Source organism: Aeromonas sp. PI_26 (genome assembly GCF_027854445.1).
GTDB lineage: Bacteria > Pseudomonadota > Gammaproteobacteria > Enterobacterales > Aeromonadaceae > Aeromonas > Aeromonas veronii.
Map to the genome: position 1 here is coordinate 35,165 of NZ_JAJNOE010000005.1, position 18,241 is coordinate 53,405.

The 18,241-nt window shown below is 56.0% G+C and carries 21 protein-coding genes; 20 read left to right on the forward strand and 1 reads right to left on the reverse strand.

From position 1 onward, the window contains the following. The first annotated feature begins 2 nt into the window (after window positions 1–2). From LRL22_RS07430 to LRL22_RS07520, 19 genes are all read left to right on the forward strand, one after another. Window positions 3–743 (forward strand): protein phosphatase CheZ, encoded by a 741-nt coding sequence (locus tag LRL22_RS07430; protein ID WP_005353668.1) that lies wholly within the window; start codon window positions 3–5, stop codon window positions 741–743. 11 nt (window positions 744–754) lie between these two features. Next, window positions 755–2,947 (forward strand): chemotaxis protein CheA, encoded by a 2,193-nt coding sequence (locus tag LRL22_RS07435; protein WP_270660272.1) that lies wholly within the window; start codon window positions 755–757, stop codon window positions 2,945–2,947. 32 nt (window positions 2,948–2,979) lie between these two features. Next, on the forward strand, window positions 2,980–4,095 hold the full coding sequence (locus tag LRL22_RS07440; RefSeq protein ID WP_270905076.1) for a protein-glutamate methylesterase/protein-glutamine glutaminase: 1,116 nt from the start codon (window positions 2,980–2,982) through the stop codon (window positions 4,093–4,095). A gap of 2 nt (window positions 4,096–4,097) precedes the next feature. Further along, on the forward strand, window positions 4,098–4,835 hold the full coding sequence (locus LRL22_RS07445) for a flagellar motor protein (protein WP_180342941.1): 738 nt from the start codon (window positions 4,098–4,100) through the stop codon (window positions 4,833–4,835). A 2-nt stretch (window positions 4,836–4,837) separates the two neighbouring features. Continuing rightward, window positions 4,838–5,758 (forward strand): flagellar motor protein MotB, encoded by a 921-nt coding sequence (locus tag LRL22_RS07450; protein WP_075114868.1) that lies wholly within the window; start codon window positions 4,838–4,840, stop codon window positions 5,756–5,758. Between the two features lie 4 nt (window positions 5,759–5,762). After that, a complete protein-coding gene (locus LRL22_RS07455; protein ID WP_005353663.1) occupies window positions 5,763–6,557 on the forward strand; it encodes a ParA family protein in 795 nt (264 codons plus the stop codon). Then, window positions 6,554–7,426 (forward strand): chemotaxis protein CheW, encoded by an 873-nt coding sequence (locus LRL22_RS07460; RefSeq protein ID WP_270905077.1) that lies wholly within the window; start codon window positions 6,554–6,556, stop codon window positions 7,424–7,426. The genes LRL22_RS07455 and LRL22_RS07460 overlap by 4 nt, the downstream gene beginning before the upstream one ends. A gap of 69 nt (window positions 7,427–7,495) precedes the next feature. After that, window positions 7,496–7,984 carry a chemotaxis protein CheW gene (locus tag LRL22_RS07465; RefSeq protein WP_005343991.1) on the forward strand — a complete coding sequence of 163 codons (489 nt, stop codon included), beginning with the start codon at window positions 7,496–7,498 and terminating at the stop codon, window positions 7,982–7,984. Between the two features lie 28 nt (window positions 7,985–8,012). Further along, entirely contained in the window at window positions 8,013–8,390 is a 378-nt protein-coding gene (locus LRL22_RS07470) for a DUF2802 domain-containing protein (protein WP_216980226.1), read from the forward strand. A gap of 198 nt (window positions 8,391–8,588) precedes the next feature. Continuing rightward, window positions 8,589–9,233, forward strand: coding sequence for a cytochrome c biogenesis heme-transporting ATPase CcmA (ccmA, locus tag LRL22_RS07475; protein ID WP_111900486.1), 645 nt, complete (start codon window positions 8,589–8,591; stop codon window positions 9,231–9,233). Window positions 9,234–9,237: 4 nt separating this feature from the next. After that, a complete protein-coding gene (gene ccmB / locus LRL22_RS07480; RefSeq protein WP_270905078.1) occupies window positions 9,238–9,906 on the forward strand; it encodes a heme exporter protein CcmB in 669 nt (222 codons plus the stop codon). A gap of 170 nt (window positions 9,907–10,076) precedes the next feature. Then, the gene (locus LRL22_RS07485; RefSeq protein ID WP_005334687.1) at window positions 10,077–10,817 is read left to right on the forward strand and encodes a heme ABC transporter permease; all 741 of its coding nucleotides are present in this window, start codon (window positions 10,077–10,079) and stop codon (window positions 10,815–10,817) included. Between the two features lie 2 nt (window positions 10,818–10,819). After that, window positions 10,820–11,026: a heme exporter protein CcmD gene (ccmD, locus tag LRL22_RS07490; RefSeq protein WP_005353657.1), complete on the forward strand. Its 207-nt coding sequence runs from the start codon at window positions 10,820–10,822 to the stop codon at window positions 11,024–11,026. Further along, the gene (gene ccmE, locus LRL22_RS07495; protein WP_005334685.1) at window positions 11,023–11,514 is read left to right on the forward strand and encodes a cytochrome c maturation protein CcmE; all 492 of its coding nucleotides are present in this window, start codon (window positions 11,023–11,025) and stop codon (window positions 11,512–11,514) included. Before ccmD ends, ccmE begins: the two co-directional genes overlap by 4 nt. A gap of 82 nt (window positions 11,515–11,596) precedes the next feature. Further along, complete coding sequence (locus LRL22_RS07500) at window positions 11,597–13,552, forward strand: heme lyase CcmF/NrfE family subunit (protein ID WP_201907267.1); 1,956 nt, start codon at window positions 11,597–11,599, stop codon at window positions 13,550–13,552. After that, window positions 13,549–14,079: a DsbE family thiol:disulfide interchange protein gene (locus LRL22_RS07505; RefSeq protein WP_005353655.1), complete on the forward strand. Its 531-nt coding sequence runs from the start codon at window positions 13,549–13,551 to the stop codon at window positions 14,077–14,079. Before LRL22_RS07500 ends, LRL22_RS07505 begins: the two co-directional genes overlap by 4 nt. 11 nt (window positions 14,080–14,090) lie before the next feature. After that, window positions 14,091–14,570, forward strand: coding sequence for a cytochrome c-type biogenesis protein (locus LRL22_RS07510; protein WP_270905079.1), 480 nt, complete (start codon window positions 14,091–14,093; stop codon window positions 14,568–14,570). Beyond that, the gene (ccmI, locus tag LRL22_RS07515; RefSeq protein ID WP_129503548.1) at window positions 14,567–15,835 is read left to right on the forward strand and encodes a c-type cytochrome biogenesis protein CcmI; all 1,269 of its coding nucleotides are present in this window, start codon (window positions 14,567–14,569) and stop codon (window positions 15,833–15,835) included. Before LRL22_RS07510 ends, ccmI begins: the two co-directional genes overlap by 4 nt. 85 nt (window positions 15,836–15,920) lie before the next feature. After that, window positions 15,921–16,733, forward strand: coding sequence for an MlaA family lipoprotein (locus tag LRL22_RS07520; protein WP_005334673.1), 813 nt, complete (start codon window positions 15,921–15,923; stop codon window positions 16,731–16,733). A gap of 113 nt (window positions 16,734–16,846) precedes the next feature. Here the strand turns inward: LRL22_RS07520 and sodB are convergent, their stop codons facing one another. Next, window positions 16,847–17,431: a superoxide dismutase [Fe] gene (sodB, locus tag LRL22_RS07525; protein WP_005334664.1), complete on the reverse strand. Its 585-nt coding sequence runs from the start codon at window positions 17,429–17,431 to the stop codon at window positions 16,847–16,849. Window positions 17,432–17,719: 288 nt separating this feature from the next. Here sodB and LRL22_RS07530 point away from each other — a divergent pair, with 288 nt between their 5' ends. Further along, window positions 17,720–18,064: a Grx4 family monothiol glutaredoxin gene (locus LRL22_RS07530; protein WP_005353650.1), complete on the forward strand. Its 345-nt coding sequence runs from the start codon at window positions 17,720–17,722 to the stop codon at window positions 18,062–18,064. Window positions 18,065–18,241 lie beyond the last annotated feature (177 nt).

Here is an 18,241-nt window from a genome sequence, read left to right on the forward strand (position 1 = left end):
GGATGATGGCCAAAACGAGAGCAATGATTTCGCTCGACCAGGCAAGGATGCTTGTTGCTCATCTGGAGCAAGGCGAATTTGAGCTGGCCGATGAACTGCTTGCCGAAGTATGTGCCCCCAACGCAGCCGATCTGTTTGAAAAAGTAGGTCAGCTGACCCGACAACTGCATGATTCACTTCAAGAATTTCGCCTTGATCCCCGTATTCCCGATTTGGCTACTCATGATATTCCCGATGCTCGGGAGCGCTTGAGCTACGTTATCGATATGACCGACAAAGCGGCCAATCGCACAATGGATGCGGTGGAAGCCAGTTTGCCGATAGCGGATCGCCTGAATGACAATATCCAGCTGGTGATGCCGAACTGGAATGCCCTCATGTCTCGTGACATGAGCGTGGGGCAGTTCAAATCCTTATGTCACCAACTTGATGATTTTATTAAGGCTTCAGAGTCTGATGCCGATAAATTACGGCAACTGCTGACAGAAATCCTGATGGCACAAGATTTTCAGGATTTGACAGGTCAGATGATCCGCAAGGTCATCAAGCTTGTTCAGGAAGTTGAAACAAAATTAATAGAAATGCTGACCATGTTTGGTGAGGCTTCTGCTGAGCATTCAACTCGTAGTATTCCTGTCAACGGGATTGAAGCAGAGGGCCCTATCATGAACCCCGAGGCTCGTGCCGATGTGGTCAATGGTCAGGATGATGTGGACGATCTGCTGTCTAGCTTGGGATTCTAATGGAGTGACGCATGGCCTTCGAAGTTGATGAAGACATACTGCAAGACTTTCTGGTCGAAGCATCCGAAATATTGGAACAGTTGTCTGAACAACTGGTCGACTTGGAAAAGCGGCCCGATGACAAGAACCTGTTGAATGCCATCTTTCGCGGTTTCCATACCGTGAAAGGGGGGGCAGGTTTTCTGTCGCTCGGTGAACTGGTTGATGTATGCCACGGTGCGGAAAACGTGTTCGATATCTTGCGTAATGGCAAGCGAACCGTTACTGCGGAGCTGATGGATGTGATCCTGCAAGCGCTGGATGCCATCAATGTCATGTTCGCCCAGGTTCAAAATCGCGAAGCACCCAGCCCTGCGTCAGATGATTTGCTTCATGACCTCCACGAGTTGTGCAAGCCGGAAGGGGAAGAGCAACTGCGCACTGCTACCAGTGCGGCTGCGGCTGTAGAATCTGAACCTGCAGCACCGGCAGTTGTTGAAGAAGTTGCTCCAGAAGTTGTTGAACCCGCAGCCATCAGCAGCGAGCCTGCTCCTGTCAATGGCGGCGGCTCGATCGATGAAATTTCTGCAGACGAATTCGAGCGTCTGCTGGACGAGCTCCACGGCGTGGGTGGGGCTCCGACCAAGACGGCTGCAGCAGCCCCGATAGCGGGTGGCTCTGGCGATATCACCGATGATGAGTTTGAGGCCTTGCTGGACCAGCTCCATGGCCAGGGACAGCACATGGGGGCACCAGAGGTGAATCCTCTGAAGTCCGTGCAAAAAGAGGTGGACGAGCTTATCGATGATGATGAGTTTGAACGCCTGCTTGATGAATTGCATGGTCGTGGTCAAGGGCCACAGAGTACTATGGCACCTGCCGCACCTGCCGCACCTGCCGCACCTGCCGCACCTGCTGCGGTGACTCCGCCCAAACCGGCCACTCCTGTTGCCAAACCAGTACCGGCAGCCCCCGCAAAACCCGCTGAAGCAGCCAAGGCACCAGCGCCTGCCGCCAAGGCTGCGCCTGCGCCAGCAGAAAATAGTGCCGTGCAAAGCGATACGACGGTGCGGGTGGATACTAAGACCCTCGATGTCATCATGAACATGGTAGGTGAGTTGGTACTGGTTCGTAACCGGCTGGTGAGCTTGGGTATTGCCAGTAATGATGAAGAGATGTCAAAGGCGGTTGCCAATCTGGATGTGGTAACGGCTGACCTGCAAGGTGCGGTGATGAAAACCCGCATGCAGCCAATCAAGAAGGTATTTGGTCGTTTCCCGCGCGTGGTGCGTGATCTGGCCAGAACCCTCAAGAAAGAGATTGAGCTGGTGATGGTGGGGGAAGAGACCGATCTTGATAAAAACCTGGTAGAGGCGCTCGCCGATCCTCTGGTTCACCTCGTTCGCAACTCCTGCGATCACGGGGTCGAAATGCCGGATGTGCGGGAGAAAGCGGGTAAGCCGCGGCAAGGGACAATTACCCTTAGCGCCTCCCAGCAAGGTGACCATATTCTGCTTTGCATCGAGGATGATGGGGCAGGGATGGATCCTGAGAAACTCAAGTCCATCGCAATCAGTCGCGGTGTTCTGGATGCAGATACTGCCGCTCGCATGAGCGACAACGATGCCTATAACCTGATCTTTGCTCCGGGCTTTTCAACCAAGGCCGAGATCTCTGATATCTCTGGCCGTGGTGTCGGAATGGATGTGGTTAAAACCAGCATTGTCAGCCTCAATGGATCGGTGCACATCGATTCCACCTGGGGGAAAGGTACCCGTCTCGAAATCAAGGTTCCGTTGACGCTGGCCATTCTGCCAACTCTGATGGTGGAAGTGGGTGAGCAGACCTTCGCACTTCCCCTTGGTTGTGTGAACGAGATCTTCCATCTGGATCTGAAAAAGGCCAACATGGTTGATGGCCAGCTCACCATCATTGTGCGCGAGAAGGCGATACCGCTCTTCTATCTGCACAAGTGGTTGATTCGTGGCGCCAACAAGCGTTCACGTCAGGATACCGGACATGTGGTGATCGTGCAGATTGGCACTCAGCAAATCGGGTTTGTGGTAGACAGCTTGATTGGTCAGGAAGAGGTGGTGATCAAGCCACTTGATAACCTGCTGCAAGGCACCCCTGGCATGGCCGGTGCGACGATTACCAGTGATGGCGGAATCGCTCTTATTTTGGATGTGCCGAGTCTGCTCAAAGCATATGCGCGTAGACATTAATAGCTCAGGCCCAAGGAGTTAGAAAAACAACAATGGCAGTCAAGGTATTAGTTGTCGACGATTCGAGCTTCTTTCGCCGTCGGGTGAGCGAGATCATCAATCAGGATCCCATGCTGACGGTGATTGATACGGCCCAGAATGGACGTGAGGCGGTGGACAAGGCGATGTCGCTGCGGCCTGATGTGGTCACCATGGACATAGAAATGCCCGTGATGGATGGCATCAGTGCGGTGCGGGAGATCATGGCCAAGTGCCCAACCCCCATTCTGATGTTCTCCTCCCTGACCCATGAAGGGGCCAAGGCTACGCTTGATGCGCTGGACGCCGGTGCCCTGGACTTCTTGCCCAAGAAGTTTGAGGACATTGCCAGAGACAAAGATGAAGCGGTCAGACTGTTGCAACAGCGGGTGAAGGAGATCTCCCGCAAGCGCTTCCTGATGACATCCGCTGCTCGCCCCAAAGCACCTGAACCGGTTGCTCGTGCTCCTCTGGGCAGCACAGCGTCCAGAACTCCTGATCGTCAGCCTGACCTGCAACGCACTGTGCCAAGTGCTTCATTCAAGCGTAGTGGCAAGAGTTATCAGTTGGTGGCGATCGGTACTTCTACCGGCGGGCCTGTTGCTTTGCAAAATGTGCTGACCAAGTTGCCGGGGGATTTTCCCCATCCCATCCTGCTTATCCAGCATATGCCAGCCACTTTTACTGCCGCGTTTGCTGCCCGTCTCAACGGGTTATGTCAGATTGGCGTCAAGGAAGCGGAAGATGGCGATGTGCTTAAACCCGGGCATGCCTACCTTGCTCCCGGTGGCAAACAGATGCTGCTGGAAGGTCGTGGTGCAGGGGCTCGCATTCGCATCGTGGATGGCAACGACAAGGTCAATTACAAGCCTTGTGTGGACATCACCTTTGCCTCTGCGGCCAAAACCTATGCCGACAAGGTATTGGCGATTGTGCTGACCGGTATGGGGGCTGATGGCCGTGATGGCGCCAGACTGCTGAAAGAGCAGGGATCAACCATCTGGGCTCAGGATGAGGCTTCCTGCGTGGTATATGGTATGCCCCAAGCAGTAGCCAAAGCGGGGATTGCCAGCGAATCACTCCCTCTGGACAAGGTGGCCCAGCGTATTCTGGTTGAGTTGGGGCGCTAATTATGGGCTTGCTCGGTCTGCTCCTGGCATTGGGGGCTATTGCCATTGCGCAACTGTGGCATGGCGGCTCCCTGTTGACGCTGGTGGACGGCCCCGCTTTTTTGATCGTGCTGGGTGGTACCGTTGGTGCCGTCACGTTGCAGACTCCAGCCAAGTACATCCTGCTGGCGTTGCGCCAGCTGTTATGGATTTTTACCCCTCCCCACCAAGATCTCGCGGCGCAGGCCGAACGGTTGCAGTCATGGGCCGTCTTTGCGCGCCAGCAAGGGCTGCTTGCCCTTGAAAATCAGGCCGAGCAGGAGAAGGATAACTTTACCCGCCAAGGGCTTGGTATGATTGTCGATGGGGTCTCCACAGAGGATATCCGTATGCTGCTGGAAGCGGACATCGATATCGAGCAGGAGCGCAATGAACATGCCGCCAGGGTATTTGAAGCCATGGGGGGGTACAGTCCGACCATCGGGATCATCGGGGCCGTGCTGGGCCTGATCCAGGCCATGTTTCATCTCGAAGACCCGTCAGCACTTGGGGCGGGGATCGCAGTGGCATTTGTGGCAACCATCTATGGAGTGGGGTTTGCCAACCTCATCTACCTGCCTATCGCCAACCGGCTACGCGCATTTCACTATCACTATGCACTCTTTCAGGAGATGACTCTTGAAGGGCTGCTGGCTATCGCCCATGGTGAAAATGGCTTGCAGGTTGAACGCCGGCTCAGGGCCTATTTGAAAGGAGAGTAGCCATGCGCAAGCGCTATCGGTTGCACTTGCAGGGTCGCGAGCATCTTGACCGCTGGCTGGTCTCCTATGCCGATTATATGACGCTGATCTTTGCCTTGTTCGTGGTGCTCTACTCTGTTGCACTGGTGAACAAGGACAAGTATCGCGCGGTGATTGATGGTATGAGCCAGGCGTTCAGTGTCATGCAGTCTGGCGGCAATGGCTTGCTTGAAGGGCAGGGTAATTCCCTGCTGGATAACGCGGTATCTGCCTCTCCATCGTTGCTGGAAAGCCCTGCATCCTCCTCTCCTTCACTTGCTCCTATTTCTGGTGTGCCAGTGCTGCAAGATGGCGCGACACTTGCAAAACTCGATATGCAGTTGCAACAGAGCATGGGCTCGCTGGTGGATGCCGGTATCGTCAAACTGACGCAAGATGAGAACTGGCTGACGGTTGAACTCAGTTCCGGCTTGTTGTTTGGCAGCGGCAGTGCCTTTTTGGGACCAAACGCTGCACCGGTCATTAATACTCTTTCAAGTATTCTCAAACCGGTCGATAACTATGTAAGGGTTCGGGGTTATACCGATAACCAACAGATAAATAATGAAATTTATCGTTCTAACTGGGCGCTTTCTGCTGCTCGGGCCGAAGCGGTACTCAATGGTTTGATTGCAGATGGGATCGCCCCTCAGCGTCTGGCGTTCGAGGCATATGGCGAGTTTTCCCCCTTTGCTGACAACAGCAGTGAGCAGGGCAGACTGCAGAATCGCAAGGTTGTGGTCGCTATCTCCAAATTTGCCTGGGTGCCGCCGGCACCTGTGGTTGCAACGCCTACGGTAGTTGCCGAACCGGTTCCTGCTGTACAGCAGGCGGTGGATGCAGGAGAGATAAAGGTGATCACCTTGCCCGGTGGTGGCATACGCATAACAACAAGGCAGGATTGATACAGTGATTGTTTGGACGGTTGCCAACCAGAAAGGTGGTGTGGGTAAAACCACCACAGTGGTCTCGCTTGCGGGGATCCTGGCCCAGCGTGGCCAGAGGGTGCTGTTGATTGATACCGATCCCCATGCTTCGCTGACTGCATATCTTGATTTTGATTCAGATCGCCTGGATGGAACCCTCTATGAGTTGTTTCAAGCTGTCAAACCGACAGCCGAGCTTGTCAATAAACTGACGCTCAAGACCAAGTTCGAAAATATCAACTTACTGCCAGCATCTATTACCTTGGCGACCCTTGATCGAGTGATGGGCAATCGTGAGGGGATGGGACTGGTACTGAAGCGGGCACTGCTGCGCATTCAGGAGCAATATGATTACGTGCTGATCGATTGTCCGCCAGTACTGGGGGTGATGATGGTCAACGCGCTGGCTGCATGCGATCGCATTCTGGTGCCTGTCCAGACTGAATTTCTGGCCCTCAAGGGGTTGGAGCGGATGATGAAAACATTCGAGATCATGCAGCGTTCCAAGCGTGACAAGTTCCGTTACACCGTGATCCCGACCATGTTCGACAAGCGCACCCGTGCCTCTCTGATGACCTTGAAGTCGATCAAGGATCAATATGGAGATTCAGTGTGGAATGCGGTGATCCCTATTGATACCAAGTTTCGGGATGCCAGCTTGCTGCATATCCCCCCGTCTATCTATTCTCCCGGGAGTCGTGGAACCTATGCATATGAAACGCTGCTCAACCATCTTGATGCCCTTGAGCGGCAACGGGTTCATGAGGTGACGGCATGAGAGATACCATTCAAGTTCGGGCGATGGATGACTATTTCCACTCCCTGCTGCTCGATGAGCCGATGGTCATGGATGAGGTGGAAGACGTTGAATCTGCCCCGGTGCTGCAGTTGCAGCGTCAGCCCCAGATCGCCCCTGATGTGGTCGCTGCACCTTACCTCGAAAGCGATCCACGTCTTGCTCAACTTAGCGAACTGCTGGCTCAGGTGGGACAAGTCCAGTTTGAGAATGATGCTTTCACCCAAGAGGTAACACTCACCGCTCCGTTGGAGATTGTGGCCGAGGAGTCACTATTGCCTGTCGAGCCTGAATGGCCTGCGGAGGCGCTGCTCCCCGAGGTTGCAGAGCCCCATATTACTATCCTGACCGAAACAGCGCTGGAGGTTGCTCCGGTAGAGGCCAGTGAACCTGTTACCTGGGAAAATATCGATACCGGTAAAGAGTTTCAGGCCCTTTTCTTTGAAGTCGCGGGCGTGACGTTTGCTGTGCCGTTGACCGAGCTGGGTGGTATTCATCAGTTGGGCGAGATCACCTCCCTGTTTGGCCAGCCTAGCTGGTACAAGGGGATCATGACCTCCCGCGAGCAGAAGATGAATGTGGTCGATACTGCCCAGTGGGTCATGCCGGGTCAGCATCTCGAGATGGATGATTACAAGTATCTGATTATGCTTGGTGAATCGCCGTGGGGATTAGCCTGCCACCATCTCAAAGGGACTGAATTGTTACACCGTGACCAGGTGAAATGGCGCCATCAGGAGGGCAAGCGCCCCTGGTTGGCTGGCATGGTCAAAGAAAAAATGTGTGCCCTGTTACACGTTCGCGAACTGCTCCTGTTGCTGGAGCGTGGGGTTAACATAGAAGGTCGCTGATAACTTCTGCAATCGAGCTGTTTTATTGCTAGTTTTAGCAGTAGACGTTTTCATAAAAGGAATAAAAACATGACAGAAAAGCGCAATATTGCACAGAATCTGGCCGAAGATGAAGTGCTGCAATGGGTAACCTTCCAACTGGAAAACGAAACCTACGGCATCAATGTGATGCAGGTTCAGGAGGTGTTGCGCTACACCGAAATTGCACCGGTGCCGGGGGCGCCTGAGTACGTACTGGGGATCATCAACCTGCGTGGCAATGTGGTGACTGTCATCGATACCCGTTCCCGTTTCGGTCTGCCTTCCGGTGATGTGAGCGAAAATTCCCGTATTGTTATCATCGAGGCCGAGAAGCAGGTGATTGGCATTATGGTCGATAGTGTGGCGGAAGTGGTTTATTTGAAATCTTCCGAAATCGATGCGGCTCCGGCCGTGGGAACCGAAGAGAGTGCCAAGTTCATTCAGGGAGTCAGCAACCGTGACGGTCAACTGCTGATCCTGGTTGACTTGAACAAGCTGCTCTCCGATGAAGAGTGGGAAGATATCGGTTCCCTCTGACAAATAAGGTGATGTTTTGATAATCGAGATGGTTGCCTTGGGGGTGTCCCTGATTGCCTTGGTGTTTGCCTCTTATAACTGGTTCAAGAGCAAGCGTAGCAAGCAGGAGTCCGAGGCCAGTGTGGCAACGCTGCAAGGTCAGTTGGAAAGCTTGCGCAAACAGATGATGGAGCTTCATAGCGGCTCCATTGGCATGGGACAGCGGTTACAGTCGGTAGAAGGCGCGATGCAGCAGGTCAATGAACGCCAGCAAGAACTGACCATGCAAGATCCCGAACGCAGGCTCTACAGTCGAGCGGCTAAGATGGTCGAACTGGGCGCCGATCTTGATGAAGTCATGAGTGAGTGTGAGTTGCCAAAGGCAGAAGCAGAGCTCTTGATATCGTTGCGAAAAGGTCGCTCTTGATGATTCAGGAAGGCAATTGCCTTCCTGAATTTTATGGCGTGCAGCCGCTTGTCCCCCGACTGCGTTGAGCAGATGGTTTCTACCGCATTTTCTTTGTGATCCCGGTCGCCAGTCAGTTCAATTGTTGCATCTTTGAAAAGACGTATTCCAATACTGTGTTAAGATGCAGACCGCTTCATTTTCTCTGAAAAAATCCCCATGCTGCTTCAAGTTAACAATCTGAGCTGCGTGCGCGAAGATCGCACTCTGTTTGAACACCTCACTTTCTCTGTTGCGCCCGGCGATCTGGTGCAAATTGAAGGGCCCAACGGGGTCGGCAAGACCAGCTTGTTGCGGTTGTTGACCGGGCTGTCGCAGCCGTTTGCCGGTGAGGTGTGCTGGAATGGGGAGAATATTCGTCACTGTCGTGATGAGTATCATGCCAATCTGCTCTATCTCGGCCATCAGCCGGGTGTCAAAGCGGCGCTGACCCCTTTTGAAAACCTTAAGTTCTACCAGCAGTTGCATCACCCGCAGCAAACAGAGACTGACTTGTGGCAGATATTGGCCAGGGTAGGGCTGGCCGGATTTGAAGAGAACCCGACCGGGCAACTCTCTGCCGGTCAGCAACGCCGGGTGGCTCTGGCCAGACTCTGGCTGTCACAGAAACCGGCGCTCTGGATCCTCGATGAGCCCTTTACCGCCATCGACAAGCAAGGGGTCAAGGTGCTCGAGCAGCTCTTTTTGGCCCACGCCGAGCGGGGCGGCATGGTGATCCTCACCACCCATCAGGATCTGACTCTGATGCAGGGACGGCTGAAGACTATCTCGTTGACCCCCTTCGCATCGACATTGCAGGAGTAACGCCATGTTGCGCGCTGTTATGCACCTTATTCACCGTGAACTGCTGATGGCTCTGCGCCAGCGTTCCGATATTCTCAACCCGCTCTGGTTTTTCCTCATCGTCATCACCTTGTTTCCGTTAGGGATTGGCCCGGAGCCCAAACTGCTGTCCCGTATTGCCCCGGGGATCATCTGGGTGGCGGCGCTATTGGCGGCCATGTTGTCGCTGGAACGGCTGTTTCGCGACGACTTTGCCGATGGTGCGCTGGAGCAGATGATGCTGATGCCGCACCCGCTGGGCTTGCTGGCGCTGGCGAAAGTGATCGCTCACTGGCTGCTGACCGGCTTGCCGCTGCTGCTGATCTCTCCCTTGCTGGCGATTTTGCTGTCGCTGGATATGAACACCTATCTGGCTGTCGTCGCGACGCTGGCACTTGGCACTCCGGTATTGAGTCTGCTCGGCGCTGTCGGGGTTGCGTTGACGGTGGGATTGCGCAAAGGCGGGGTGCTGCTCAGTCTGCTGATCCTGCCGCTCTATATTCCGGTACTGATTTTTGCCACCTCAGCCATCGATGCCGCGGGGATGAGCTTGCCCTATGGCGGGCAGCTTGCCATTCTGGCCGCCATGCTGGTGGGGGCTTTGACACTGACACCGCTGGCTGTGTCGGCGGCGTTGCGGGTCAGCCTCAACTGATGGCCGTGAGCTGAACCGGATTTGGCTCCGAACGGAGTCTTTTTGCAAAAAATAATGTTGCGATGGATCAAGGAGAGTGCCGCTTATTGCTTTCGGGGTATTTGATGCAGCCCCGTGGTCGGTATGGTAGGCCTCGCCAAACGATTAATAACAAAAAGGTTTTGTGAGCTATGTGGAAATGGTTGCACCCTTATGCCAAACCGGAGCGGGCCTATCAGCTGGCAGGCACGCTGTTGCCCTGGTTTGCGGTGATTAGTCTGCTCTCGTTTGTGATCGGTACTGTCTGGGGCCTCGCGTTTGCGCCAGCGGATTACCAGCAGGGAGATTCGTTCCGGATCATCTATATCCACGTGCCTTCCGCCATTCTCTCTATGGGGGCCTACTCCACCATGGCGGTGGCCGCCTTTATCGGCCTGGTGTGGCAACTGCGGATGGCGGATATGACGGTTGCAGCCATTGCGCCGGTCGGCGCCGTATTTACCTTTATTGCCCTCTTTACCGGTGCCGCCTGGGGCAAACCCATGTGGGGAACCTGGTGGGTGTGGGATGCGCGGCTCACCTCTGAGCTGATCCTGCTGTTTCTCTACCTCGGCGTGATTGCCCTCTACAACGCCTTCAGCGACAAGGTGGTCGCTGGCCGTGCGGCCGGCATTCTGGCACTGGTTGGGGTGATCAACCTGCCCATCATTCACTACTCGGTGGAGTGGTGGAACACCCTGCATCAGGGGGCCACCATCACCAAATTTGACAAACCTTCCATTTCACCCGAGATGCTTTGGCCGCTGCTGATCATGATCCTGGCATTTGCTGCATTTCTCGGGGCCCTGACCCTGATGCGTTTTCGCAATGAACTCCTGATGCGGGAGTGGCATCGCCCATGGGTCAAAGAGATTGCAGAGCAGGAGAAGTAAGCATGCACTTTGCCTCTTTCAGTGATTTTATGGCGATGGGCGGTTACGCCTTCTATGTCTGGCTCTCTTTTGGCCTGACGCTGGTGTGTCTGGTCGGCATCATCATTTCTACCCGCATGAAAACCCGCAGCCTGCTCGCCGAGTTGCGCAGCAAGCAGGCGCGTGAGGCCCGTCGCAAGGCGGCCCAGCAGATGGAGAACACCCTATGAACCCGAGACGCAAAAAACGCCTCACCATCATTCTTGCCATCACCCTGGGTCTGGCGACCGTCAGCGGGCTGGTGCTCTACGCCCTCAGTCAGAATATCGACCTCTTCTACACCCCGAGCGAGCTGGTGGAGGGGAAGGGGCCGGACAAGATCAAGCCGGAAGAGGGGCAGCGCCTGCGCATCGGTGGATTGGTCGTGCCGGGATCGGTACAGCGGGATCCCCAGAGCCTCAAGGTTGCCTTCAAGCTGGTGGATAACGGCGGTCATCTGGTGAAGGTCGAGTTTGACGGCATCCTGCCGGATCTGTTCCGTGAAGGGCAGGGGATTGTTGCCCAGGGCACCCTCAAGGATGCCACGACCGTAGAGGCATTCGAGGTGCTGGCCAAGCACGATGAGAACTACATGCCGCCGGAAGTGGCCGATGCCACCAACGGCATGCACTTCAAGCCGGAGTATACCGAGGCGCAGTTGAAGGGAGCCAAGCAGTGATCCCTGTGGTGTTTGCCTTTTCCGCTTTGCCTGCCGTGCGTGGTGCGGCTGTTGTCACCGTTCAATTGAAAGGAATGCCTTCATGATCCCGGAATTAGGTCAGTTTGCGCTGATCCTGGCCTTTGCCACAGCCCTGCTGCTGGGGAGCTACCCACTACTGGGCGCCAGTTGGGGGCGTCTTGGCATGATGTCGGCGGCCCGTCCGCTCGCTTATGCCCAGTTCTTGCTGCTGCTGCTGTCGTTTCTCTGCCTGACCTGGGCCTTTATCGACAACGATTTCACCGTGCAGTATGTGGCCACTAACTCCAACAGCCTGCTGCCGCTCGCCTATCGCATTTCCGCCGTATGGGGCGCCCACGAAGGCTCCCTGCTGCTGTGGGTACTGACCCTGGGTGGCTGGACTGCGGCGGTAGCCATGTTCAGCCGCCGTCTGCCGCTCGATGCTGTCGCGAGGGTACTCGGTGTGCTGGGGTTGATCTCGGTCGGCTTCACTGCCTTCGTGCTGTTCACCTCCGATCCCTTCACCCGCACCTTGCCCTATTTCCCGGTCGATGGTCGTGACCTCAATCCGCTGCTGCAGGATCCGGGTCTTATCTTCCATCCGCCGATGCTCTACATGGGTTATGTGGGCTTCTCGGTGGCGTTTGCCTTTGCCATTGCTTCGCTGATGACCGGCCGTCTCGATGCGACCTGGGCCCGCTGGTCGCGCCCCTGGACTATGGCGGCCTGGGTATTCCTGACCCTGGGCATAGTGCTCGGCTCCTGGTGGGCCTACTACGAGCTCGGTTGGGGCGGTTGGTGGTTCTGGGATCCGGTAGAAAACGCCTCGTTTATGCCCTGGCTCGCGGGTACCGCTCTGCTGCACTCGCTGGCGGTGAGCGAGAAGCGCGCCACCTTCAAGGCGTGGACCGTGCTGCTGGCCCTCTCTGCCTTCTCGTTGAGCCTGCTGGGTACCTTCCTGGTGCGCTCCGGCGTGCTGGTGTCGGTCCATGCGTTTGCCTCCGACCCGACCCGCGGTCTGTTTATTCTCGGCTTCCTGCTGGCAGTGATCGGTTCATCCTTGCTGCTGTTTGCCTTTAAAGGCTCGCAGGTGAAGAGCCACGGCAAACACGAGCTGTGGAGCCGCGAGACCCTGCTGCTTTGCAACAACATCATGCTGGTGGCGGGTCTGCTGACCGTGCTGCTCGGTACCTTGCTGCCGCTGGTGCACAAGGAACTGGGGCTGGGGAGCATCTCTATCGGTACTCCCTTCTTCAACCACATCTACAGCTGGCTGATCATCCCGTTTGCCCTGCTGCTGGGGGTTGGCCCGCTGTTTCGCTGGCGTCGTCAGGAGCTGGGAGAACTCAAAAGCAAGGTGCTCGTGGCACTGGTGCTGAGTCTGGCCGCAGCCTTGCTGTTGCCGCTGCTCTTTGCCGAAACCTTCAAGCCGTGGGCGGCGGTAGGGATTGGTCTGGGGGCCTGGATCATCGTCACCAGCGTGCAGGAGACCTGGGCGCGAGCGACCCACAAGCACAGCTTTGCAGTCGGTGTGCGCAAGCTTGGCAATAGCCACTGGGCCATGATCCTCGGCCATGTGGGGCTGGCAGTCAGCATCATAGGTATCGCCTGCACCCAGAACTACAGCATCGAGAAGGATCTGCGGATGCAGGCGGGTGATCGGGTGCACTTTGCCGATTACGAGTTCGTCTTTGCCGGGATCAAGGAGAAGAACGGCCCCAACTACGATGGCTTCAAGGGCGTGCTGGAAGTGCACAAGAATGGCAAGCAGGTCGCCCTGCTCAAGCCCGAGAAGCGGATGTACAAGGTGAGCCGGATGCCGATGACCGAAGCGGCCATCGATGCCGGTATCACCCGCGATCTCTATGCGGCGCTGGGGGAACAGCTCGACAACGGCGCCTGGGCGGTGCGGATCTACTACAAGCCGTTCGTGCGCTGGATCTGGTTCGGCGGCGTCTTTATGGCTATTGGTGGCGTGCTGGCGATGCTCGACAAGCGTTACCGTTTCGGCCGTCGTGAGGAGGAGGCCAAGGCATGAACAAAAAGACCTGGTTGTTTTTAATCCCCTTTATCGTCTTTTTGCTGGGGGCGGTGTTCCTGTTCAAAGGGCTCTACTCCGATCCCACCAAGCTTGAGTCCGTGATGGTGGGTAAAGAGGTGCCGGTGTTCACCCTGCAGGACATTTACGATCTGAACAAACAGCACGATCGCAGTATCCTGACCGGTCGCCCCATGTTGCTCAACGTCTGGGCCACCTGGTGCCCGACCTGCTATGGCGAGCACACCTACCTCAAGCAACTGGCGGGGCAGGGCATTCCCATTATCGGCATGAACTACAAGGATGAGCGCGACAAGGCGATCAAGTGGCTGGCTGAGCTGGGCAACCCCTATCAGGTCAACCTCTATGATCCGGACGGCATGCTGGGGCTGGATCTCGGGGTATATGGCGCGCCGGAGACCTTCTTTATCGACAGCAAGGGGATCATCCGGTATCGCCACGTGGGGGATATCAACCCCGAGAACTGGGCGTCGACCCTCAAACCCATCTTTGATGCCATGAAGTGAGGGGAGTCCTGATGAGAGTATTTATTGCTTCCCTGCTGCTGTTGCTGGGATGGGTAGTGCAAGCACCCGCCATGGCCGCTATCGATGTCTACACCTTCGACAACGACAATCAGGAGCAGGTCTTTCGCGAACTGACCAAGGAGCTGCGTTGCCCCAAGTGTCAGAACCAGGATATCGCTGACTCCAATGCTGGGCTGGCCAAGGACTTGCGCGACAAGACCTACCAGATGGTGCGCGAGGGTAAGGATAAAGAGGAGATCGTGGATTACATGGTGGCCCGCTACGGCAACTTTATCCTCTATAACCCGCCCCTGATGGCCTCCACCCTGATCCTCTGGCTCGGCCCGCTGCTGGTGCTCCTGATCGGTGGCGCCGTGGTCGTGATGCGCAGCCGCCGGCCCCCAGCGGTGAAAAAACAACTGGATAACGCCTTGAGCGAGGAGGAGCAGCGCCGACTGGCCGAGCTGCTCAAAGAGGAAGAGAAACAATGACCGCTTTTTGGATAGTTATTGCGGGCTTGCTGGTGCTGGTGAGTCTGGCGCTCGTCGTGCCGTTGTGGCGTGGTGAAGGCAAACAGAGCATCAGTCGCTCGGCGCTCAACAAACAGCTCTATCGCCAGCGGCTGCTGGAGATTGGCGAAGAGCGCGAGCAGGGTGTCCTGGCTGAGGAGTCCGACTCGCTGGTCGAGCTTCAACGAAGCCTCTTGGATGATATCCCTGATGTGGAGCAGACCGCCCGCAGTGGCAAGAGTCTGATCTGGATCCCGGGTGTGCTGGTGCTGTTGGTGGTGAGTCTGGGGCTCTATTACAAGTTGGGCTCCTGGCAAGAGGTGAGTCGCTGGCAAGATGCCAGCAGCCGTCTTGGTGAGCTGAGCAACCGCATTCTGGTGGAACGCGATGCCCAGGTGACCGAGCAGGATCTGCTGGATTTCACGCTGGCACTGCGTACCCGCCTCAAGGATGAACCGAACGACTACCGCGGCTGGCTGCTGCTGGGACGTTTGGCGCTGGATGGCAATGATCCCGAGATGGCCAGCGAGGCGCTGGAGCGGGCCTACACGCTTGCCCCCCAGAAATCGCTGGTGGCGGTGCCCTACGCGCAGGCGCTGATGATGACGGGGGATGAGGCGCAAGCGGATGCCCTGTTGCAGGCTGCTATCGCGCAGGATCCGGAAAATATCGAAGCGCGTTCCGTCTATGCCTTTATGGCGCTGCAAAAAGAGGACTTCCAGACCGCGCTGGCTCGCTGGCAGGCGATGTTGCCACTGATGGAGAAAGGTACCCCCCGTTACGTGATGGTCGAGCGCTCCATGGAGTATGCCCGCGCGCAGCTCAAGCAGCGCGGCATCGAGGTGACGAATTCAGGCGCAGCCAAAGCGGGCGCAGTTGAGGGACAACCGCTGGCGGTGAAGGAGGGGGAATTCCCCATCCACGTCACGTTGGCGGCGGGCATTCAGATGCCGGAAGATGCCCATCTCTTCGTCTTTGCCGTGGTGCCCAACGGGCCGCCTATGCCCATCGCCGTGAAGCGTATCGCAGGGCCAACCTTGCCTGTAACCCTGTCACTAGGGGATGGCGATGCCATGATGGAAGGCAGCAAACTGGCGGCCTATCCGGAGCTGCAGTTCAAGGCACGTCTCTCGCGCGGTGGCAATGTGATGAACAAGGAAGGAGCCTTCGAAGGAGTATCCGTGCCGGTCAAGACGGCCGAGATCCCTGCTGCTCCGATTGACATCCGCATCGATCACGCCCTCTAATATGCCTTTGGATAACCCGGCTCCTGGATAGGTGCCGGGTTATCTATACTTCTGATAAATCAAAATAAAACGTCAGGACAATCATATGTATCTTCGTTCAGGGGCCATACTGGCAGCCCTCTTGCTGGCTGGCTGTGCCGGTGGTCCACCCAAGCCTGGCCCAGAGAGTCTGGATCTCAATCCCGGCATGAATAATCCGGGCGCAACCAGTACGGCGGCCGATCCGCGCGATCCCTTCCAGGGGGCCAACCGGGCCATGTGGGCGGTCAACTATGATGTGCTGGAACCCTATGTGGCACGTCCTGTGGTACATGCCTATGCCCGCTACATTCCGGTAGGGGTGAAGGATGGTATTGCCAACTTTGTTGCCAACTTTGATGAGCCAAGCAGCATGGTGAACCATCTGATCACCGGTGATTTGAAGGGGGCGGGCACCAACCTGGGGCGCTTTACCCTCAACACCACGGTCGGTCTGCTGGGTATCTTCGATGTGGCCAAACATGCCGGCCTTGAGCGTAACAAGCTGGAGATGGACACAGTGCTGGGCAGGGCCGATATCGGTAATGGTGCCTACATCATGGTGCCTGTCTACGGCCCGACTACCACCCGGGAGCTGGTTGGTGATGCGATTGACAGCTTCTACTTCCCCTATGCCCTGTTAACCTTCCCGATGAAGGTTGCACACTGGGCCCTGGATGGCTTGGGCACACGTGCCAAGCTTATCGATCAGGAGCGGATCATCGACAACTCCCTCGACCCCTATGCGCTGACCAAGGACTTCTACCTGCAATATAACCAGGGCAAGGTGACGGGCAAGCAGACCGAGCTGAAAGCGTCTCAGCAAGAGCAGGCCGACGATGCCAATCTGGATGAATACATGGACGAGCTGGACCAGTAAGCGGGTCATCTCGATATTGTAAAAGGCGCCTGCGGGCGCCTTATTCATTTTCGCAGCCATCTCGAGATAAAAAAACGCCCCGCAGTGCGGGGCGTTTTGGCAAGCGAGGCTGATTAGGCAGCCAGATTCTTGGCCACGAATTCCCAGTTAACCAGAGCCCAGAAGGTTTCCATGTACTTCGGACGCAGGTTGCGGAAGTCGATGTAGTAGGCGTGCTCCCACAGGTCAACGGTCAGCAGCGGGGTGGTACCGGCTTCAGTCAGCGGGCAGCCAGCGTTGGAGGTGTTGACGATAGCCAGAGAGCCGTCAGCTTTCTTCACCAGCCAAGTCCAGCTGGAACCGAAGTTGCCGATGGCTGATTTGGTGAAGGCATCTTTGAACTCGGCGAAGGAGCCGAATGCCTTGTTGATGGCATCAGCCAGGGCGCCAGTCGGCTCGCCACCGCCATTCGGGGAGAGGCAGTGCCAGTAGAAGGTGTGGTTCCAGATCTGGGCGGCGTTGTTGAAGATGCCGCCGTTGGAGGTCTTGATGATCTCTTCCAGAGACTTGCCTTCAAACTCGGTACCCGGCACCAGATTGTTCAGGTTGACCACGTAGGTGTTGTGGTGCTTGCCGTGGTGATATTCCAGAGTTTCCTGGGAGATGTGCGGTTCCAGAGCGTTGATTGCATAGGGCAGAGCGGGAAGTTCGAATGCCATTTTCTACTCTCCATTGGCTGGACCGTGCGAAGGCGACGGTTGCAAGACATTGCGTACTCTTTTCTATATGTGAAAAGAGTTGTTTTTAAAATGATGGGGCTGGGTAGCCCAAAGCCAAGGGATTGTAGCAGTATCAAAGATGGCCTAACAACTCTTGATTGGCGCCATGATCGCGATCAATCCTGTGTGGGTTCTTTGCTCAATTCGAGCCGGGTCACCCCTTTGTCAGTTTGTGCTCGGGCAAGATTGCAGTAGAATGGCCGCCGAAATCGCTCTAGTGAGGCACCTATGGAAACTATTGAAAAGATTAAGCAGCAGCTGGCTGACAACCCCATCATCATCTACATGAAGGGCTCCCCCAAGCTACCCAGCTGTGGCTTCTCTGCCCAGGCCTCCCAGGCTCTGATGTCCTGCGGCGAGCCGTTTGCCTACGTTGATATCCTGCAGAATCCGGATATTCGCGCCGAATTGCCAAAATTCGCCAACTGGCCAACCTTCCCCCAACTGTGGGTTGAAGGTGAGCTGATCGGTGGCTGTGACATCATGATCGAGATGTTCCAGGCTGGCGAGTTGCAGGCTCTGATCAAAGAGACTGCTGCCAAGTACAAGAAAGATGATGCGGCAGCCGAGTAATCGGTTCTGTGTTGTCGAGAGGGAGCCTTATAGGCTCCCTTTTTTATTGTCCCGGTTCTGGCAGGCAAGCAACTGATTGTCGGTTGCAAAAAGCAACGCAATTGCCCTGAAAAATCTAATCTTTACGGCTTTGTTTTGAAGTTGTTAATTATATTCTTTGCCAATATCTGATTACTT

What these genes read in the sequence shown, in the direction of transcription:
- ccmD (WP_005353657.1), top strand. Translation starts at nt 10,820, where the DNA reads ATGCACTTTGCCTCTTTCAGTGATTTTATGGCGATGGGCGGTTACGCC.
- LRL22_RS07450 (WP_075114868.1), top strand. Translation starts at nt 4,838, where the DNA reads ATGCGCAAGCGCTATCGGTTGCACTTGCAGGGTCGCGAGCATCTTGAC.
- LRL22_RS07520 (WP_005334673.1), top strand. Translation starts at nt 15,921, where the DNA reads ATGTATCTTCGTTCAGGGGCCATACTGGCAGCCCTCTTGCTGGCTGGC.
- LRL22_RS07530 (WP_005353650.1), top strand. Translation starts at nt 17,720, where the DNA reads ATGGAAACTATTGAAAAGATTAAGCAGCAGCTGGCTGACAACCCCATC.
- LRL22_RS07440 (WP_270905076.1), top strand. Translation starts at nt 2,980, where the DNA reads ATGGCAGTCAAGGTATTAGTTGTCGACGATTCGAGCTTCTTTCGCCGT.
- LRL22_RS07505 (WP_005353655.1), top strand. Translation starts at nt 13,549, where the DNA reads ATGAACAAAAAGACCTGGTTGTTTTTAATCCCCTTTATCGTCTTTTTG.
- LRL22_RS07460 (WP_270905077.1), top strand. Translation starts at nt 6,554, where the DNA reads ATGAGAGATACCATTCAAGTTCGGGCGATGGATGACTATTTCCACTCC.
- ccmA (WP_111900486.1), top strand. Translation starts at nt 8,589, where the DNA reads ATGCTGCTTCAAGTTAACAATCTGAGCTGCGTGCGCGAAGATCGCACT.
- LRL22_RS07510 (WP_270905079.1), top strand. Translation starts at nt 14,091, where the DNA reads ATGAGAGTATTTATTGCTTCCCTGCTGCTGTTGCTGGGATGGGTAGTG.
- ccmB (WP_270905078.1), top strand. Translation starts at nt 9,238, where the DNA reads ATGTTGCGCGCTGTTATGCACCTTATTCACCGTGAACTGCTGATGGCT.
- ccmE (WP_005334685.1), top strand. Translation starts at nt 11,023, where the DNA reads ATGAACCCGAGACGCAAAAAACGCCTCACCATCATTCTTGCCATCACC.
- sodB (WP_005334664.1), bottom strand. Translation starts at nt 17,431, where the DNA reads ATGGCATTCGAACTTCCCGCTCTGCCCTATGCAATCAACGCTCTGGAA.
- ccmI (WP_129503548.1), top strand. Translation starts at nt 14,567, where the DNA reads ATGACCGCTTTTTGGATAGTTATTGCGGGCTTGCTGGTGCTGGTGAGT.
- LRL22_RS07445 (WP_180342941.1), top strand. Translation starts at nt 4,098, where the DNA reads ATGGGCTTGCTCGGTCTGCTCCTGGCATTGGGGGCTATTGCCATTGCG.
- LRL22_RS07435 (WP_270660272.1), top strand. Translation starts at nt 755, where the DNA reads ATGGCCTTCGAAGTTGATGAAGACATACTGCAAGACTTTCTGGTCGAA.
- LRL22_RS07500 (WP_201907267.1), top strand. Translation starts at nt 11,597, where the DNA reads ATGATCCCGGAATTAGGTCAGTTTGCGCTGATCCTGGCCTTTGCCACA.
- LRL22_RS07470 (WP_216980226.1), top strand. Translation starts at nt 8,013, where the DNA reads ATGGTTGCCTTGGGGGTGTCCCTGATTGCCTTGGTGTTTGCCTCTTAT.
- LRL22_RS07485 (WP_005334687.1), top strand. Translation starts at nt 10,077, where the DNA reads ATGTGGAAATGGTTGCACCCTTATGCCAAACCGGAGCGGGCCTATCAG.
- LRL22_RS07430 (WP_005353668.1), top strand. Translation starts at nt 3, where the DNA reads ATGATGGCCAAAACGAGAGCAATGATTTCGCTCGACCAGGCAAGGATG.
- LRL22_RS07465 (WP_005343991.1), top strand. Translation starts at nt 7,496, where the DNA reads ATGACAGAAAAGCGCAATATTGCACAGAATCTGGCCGAAGATGAAGTG.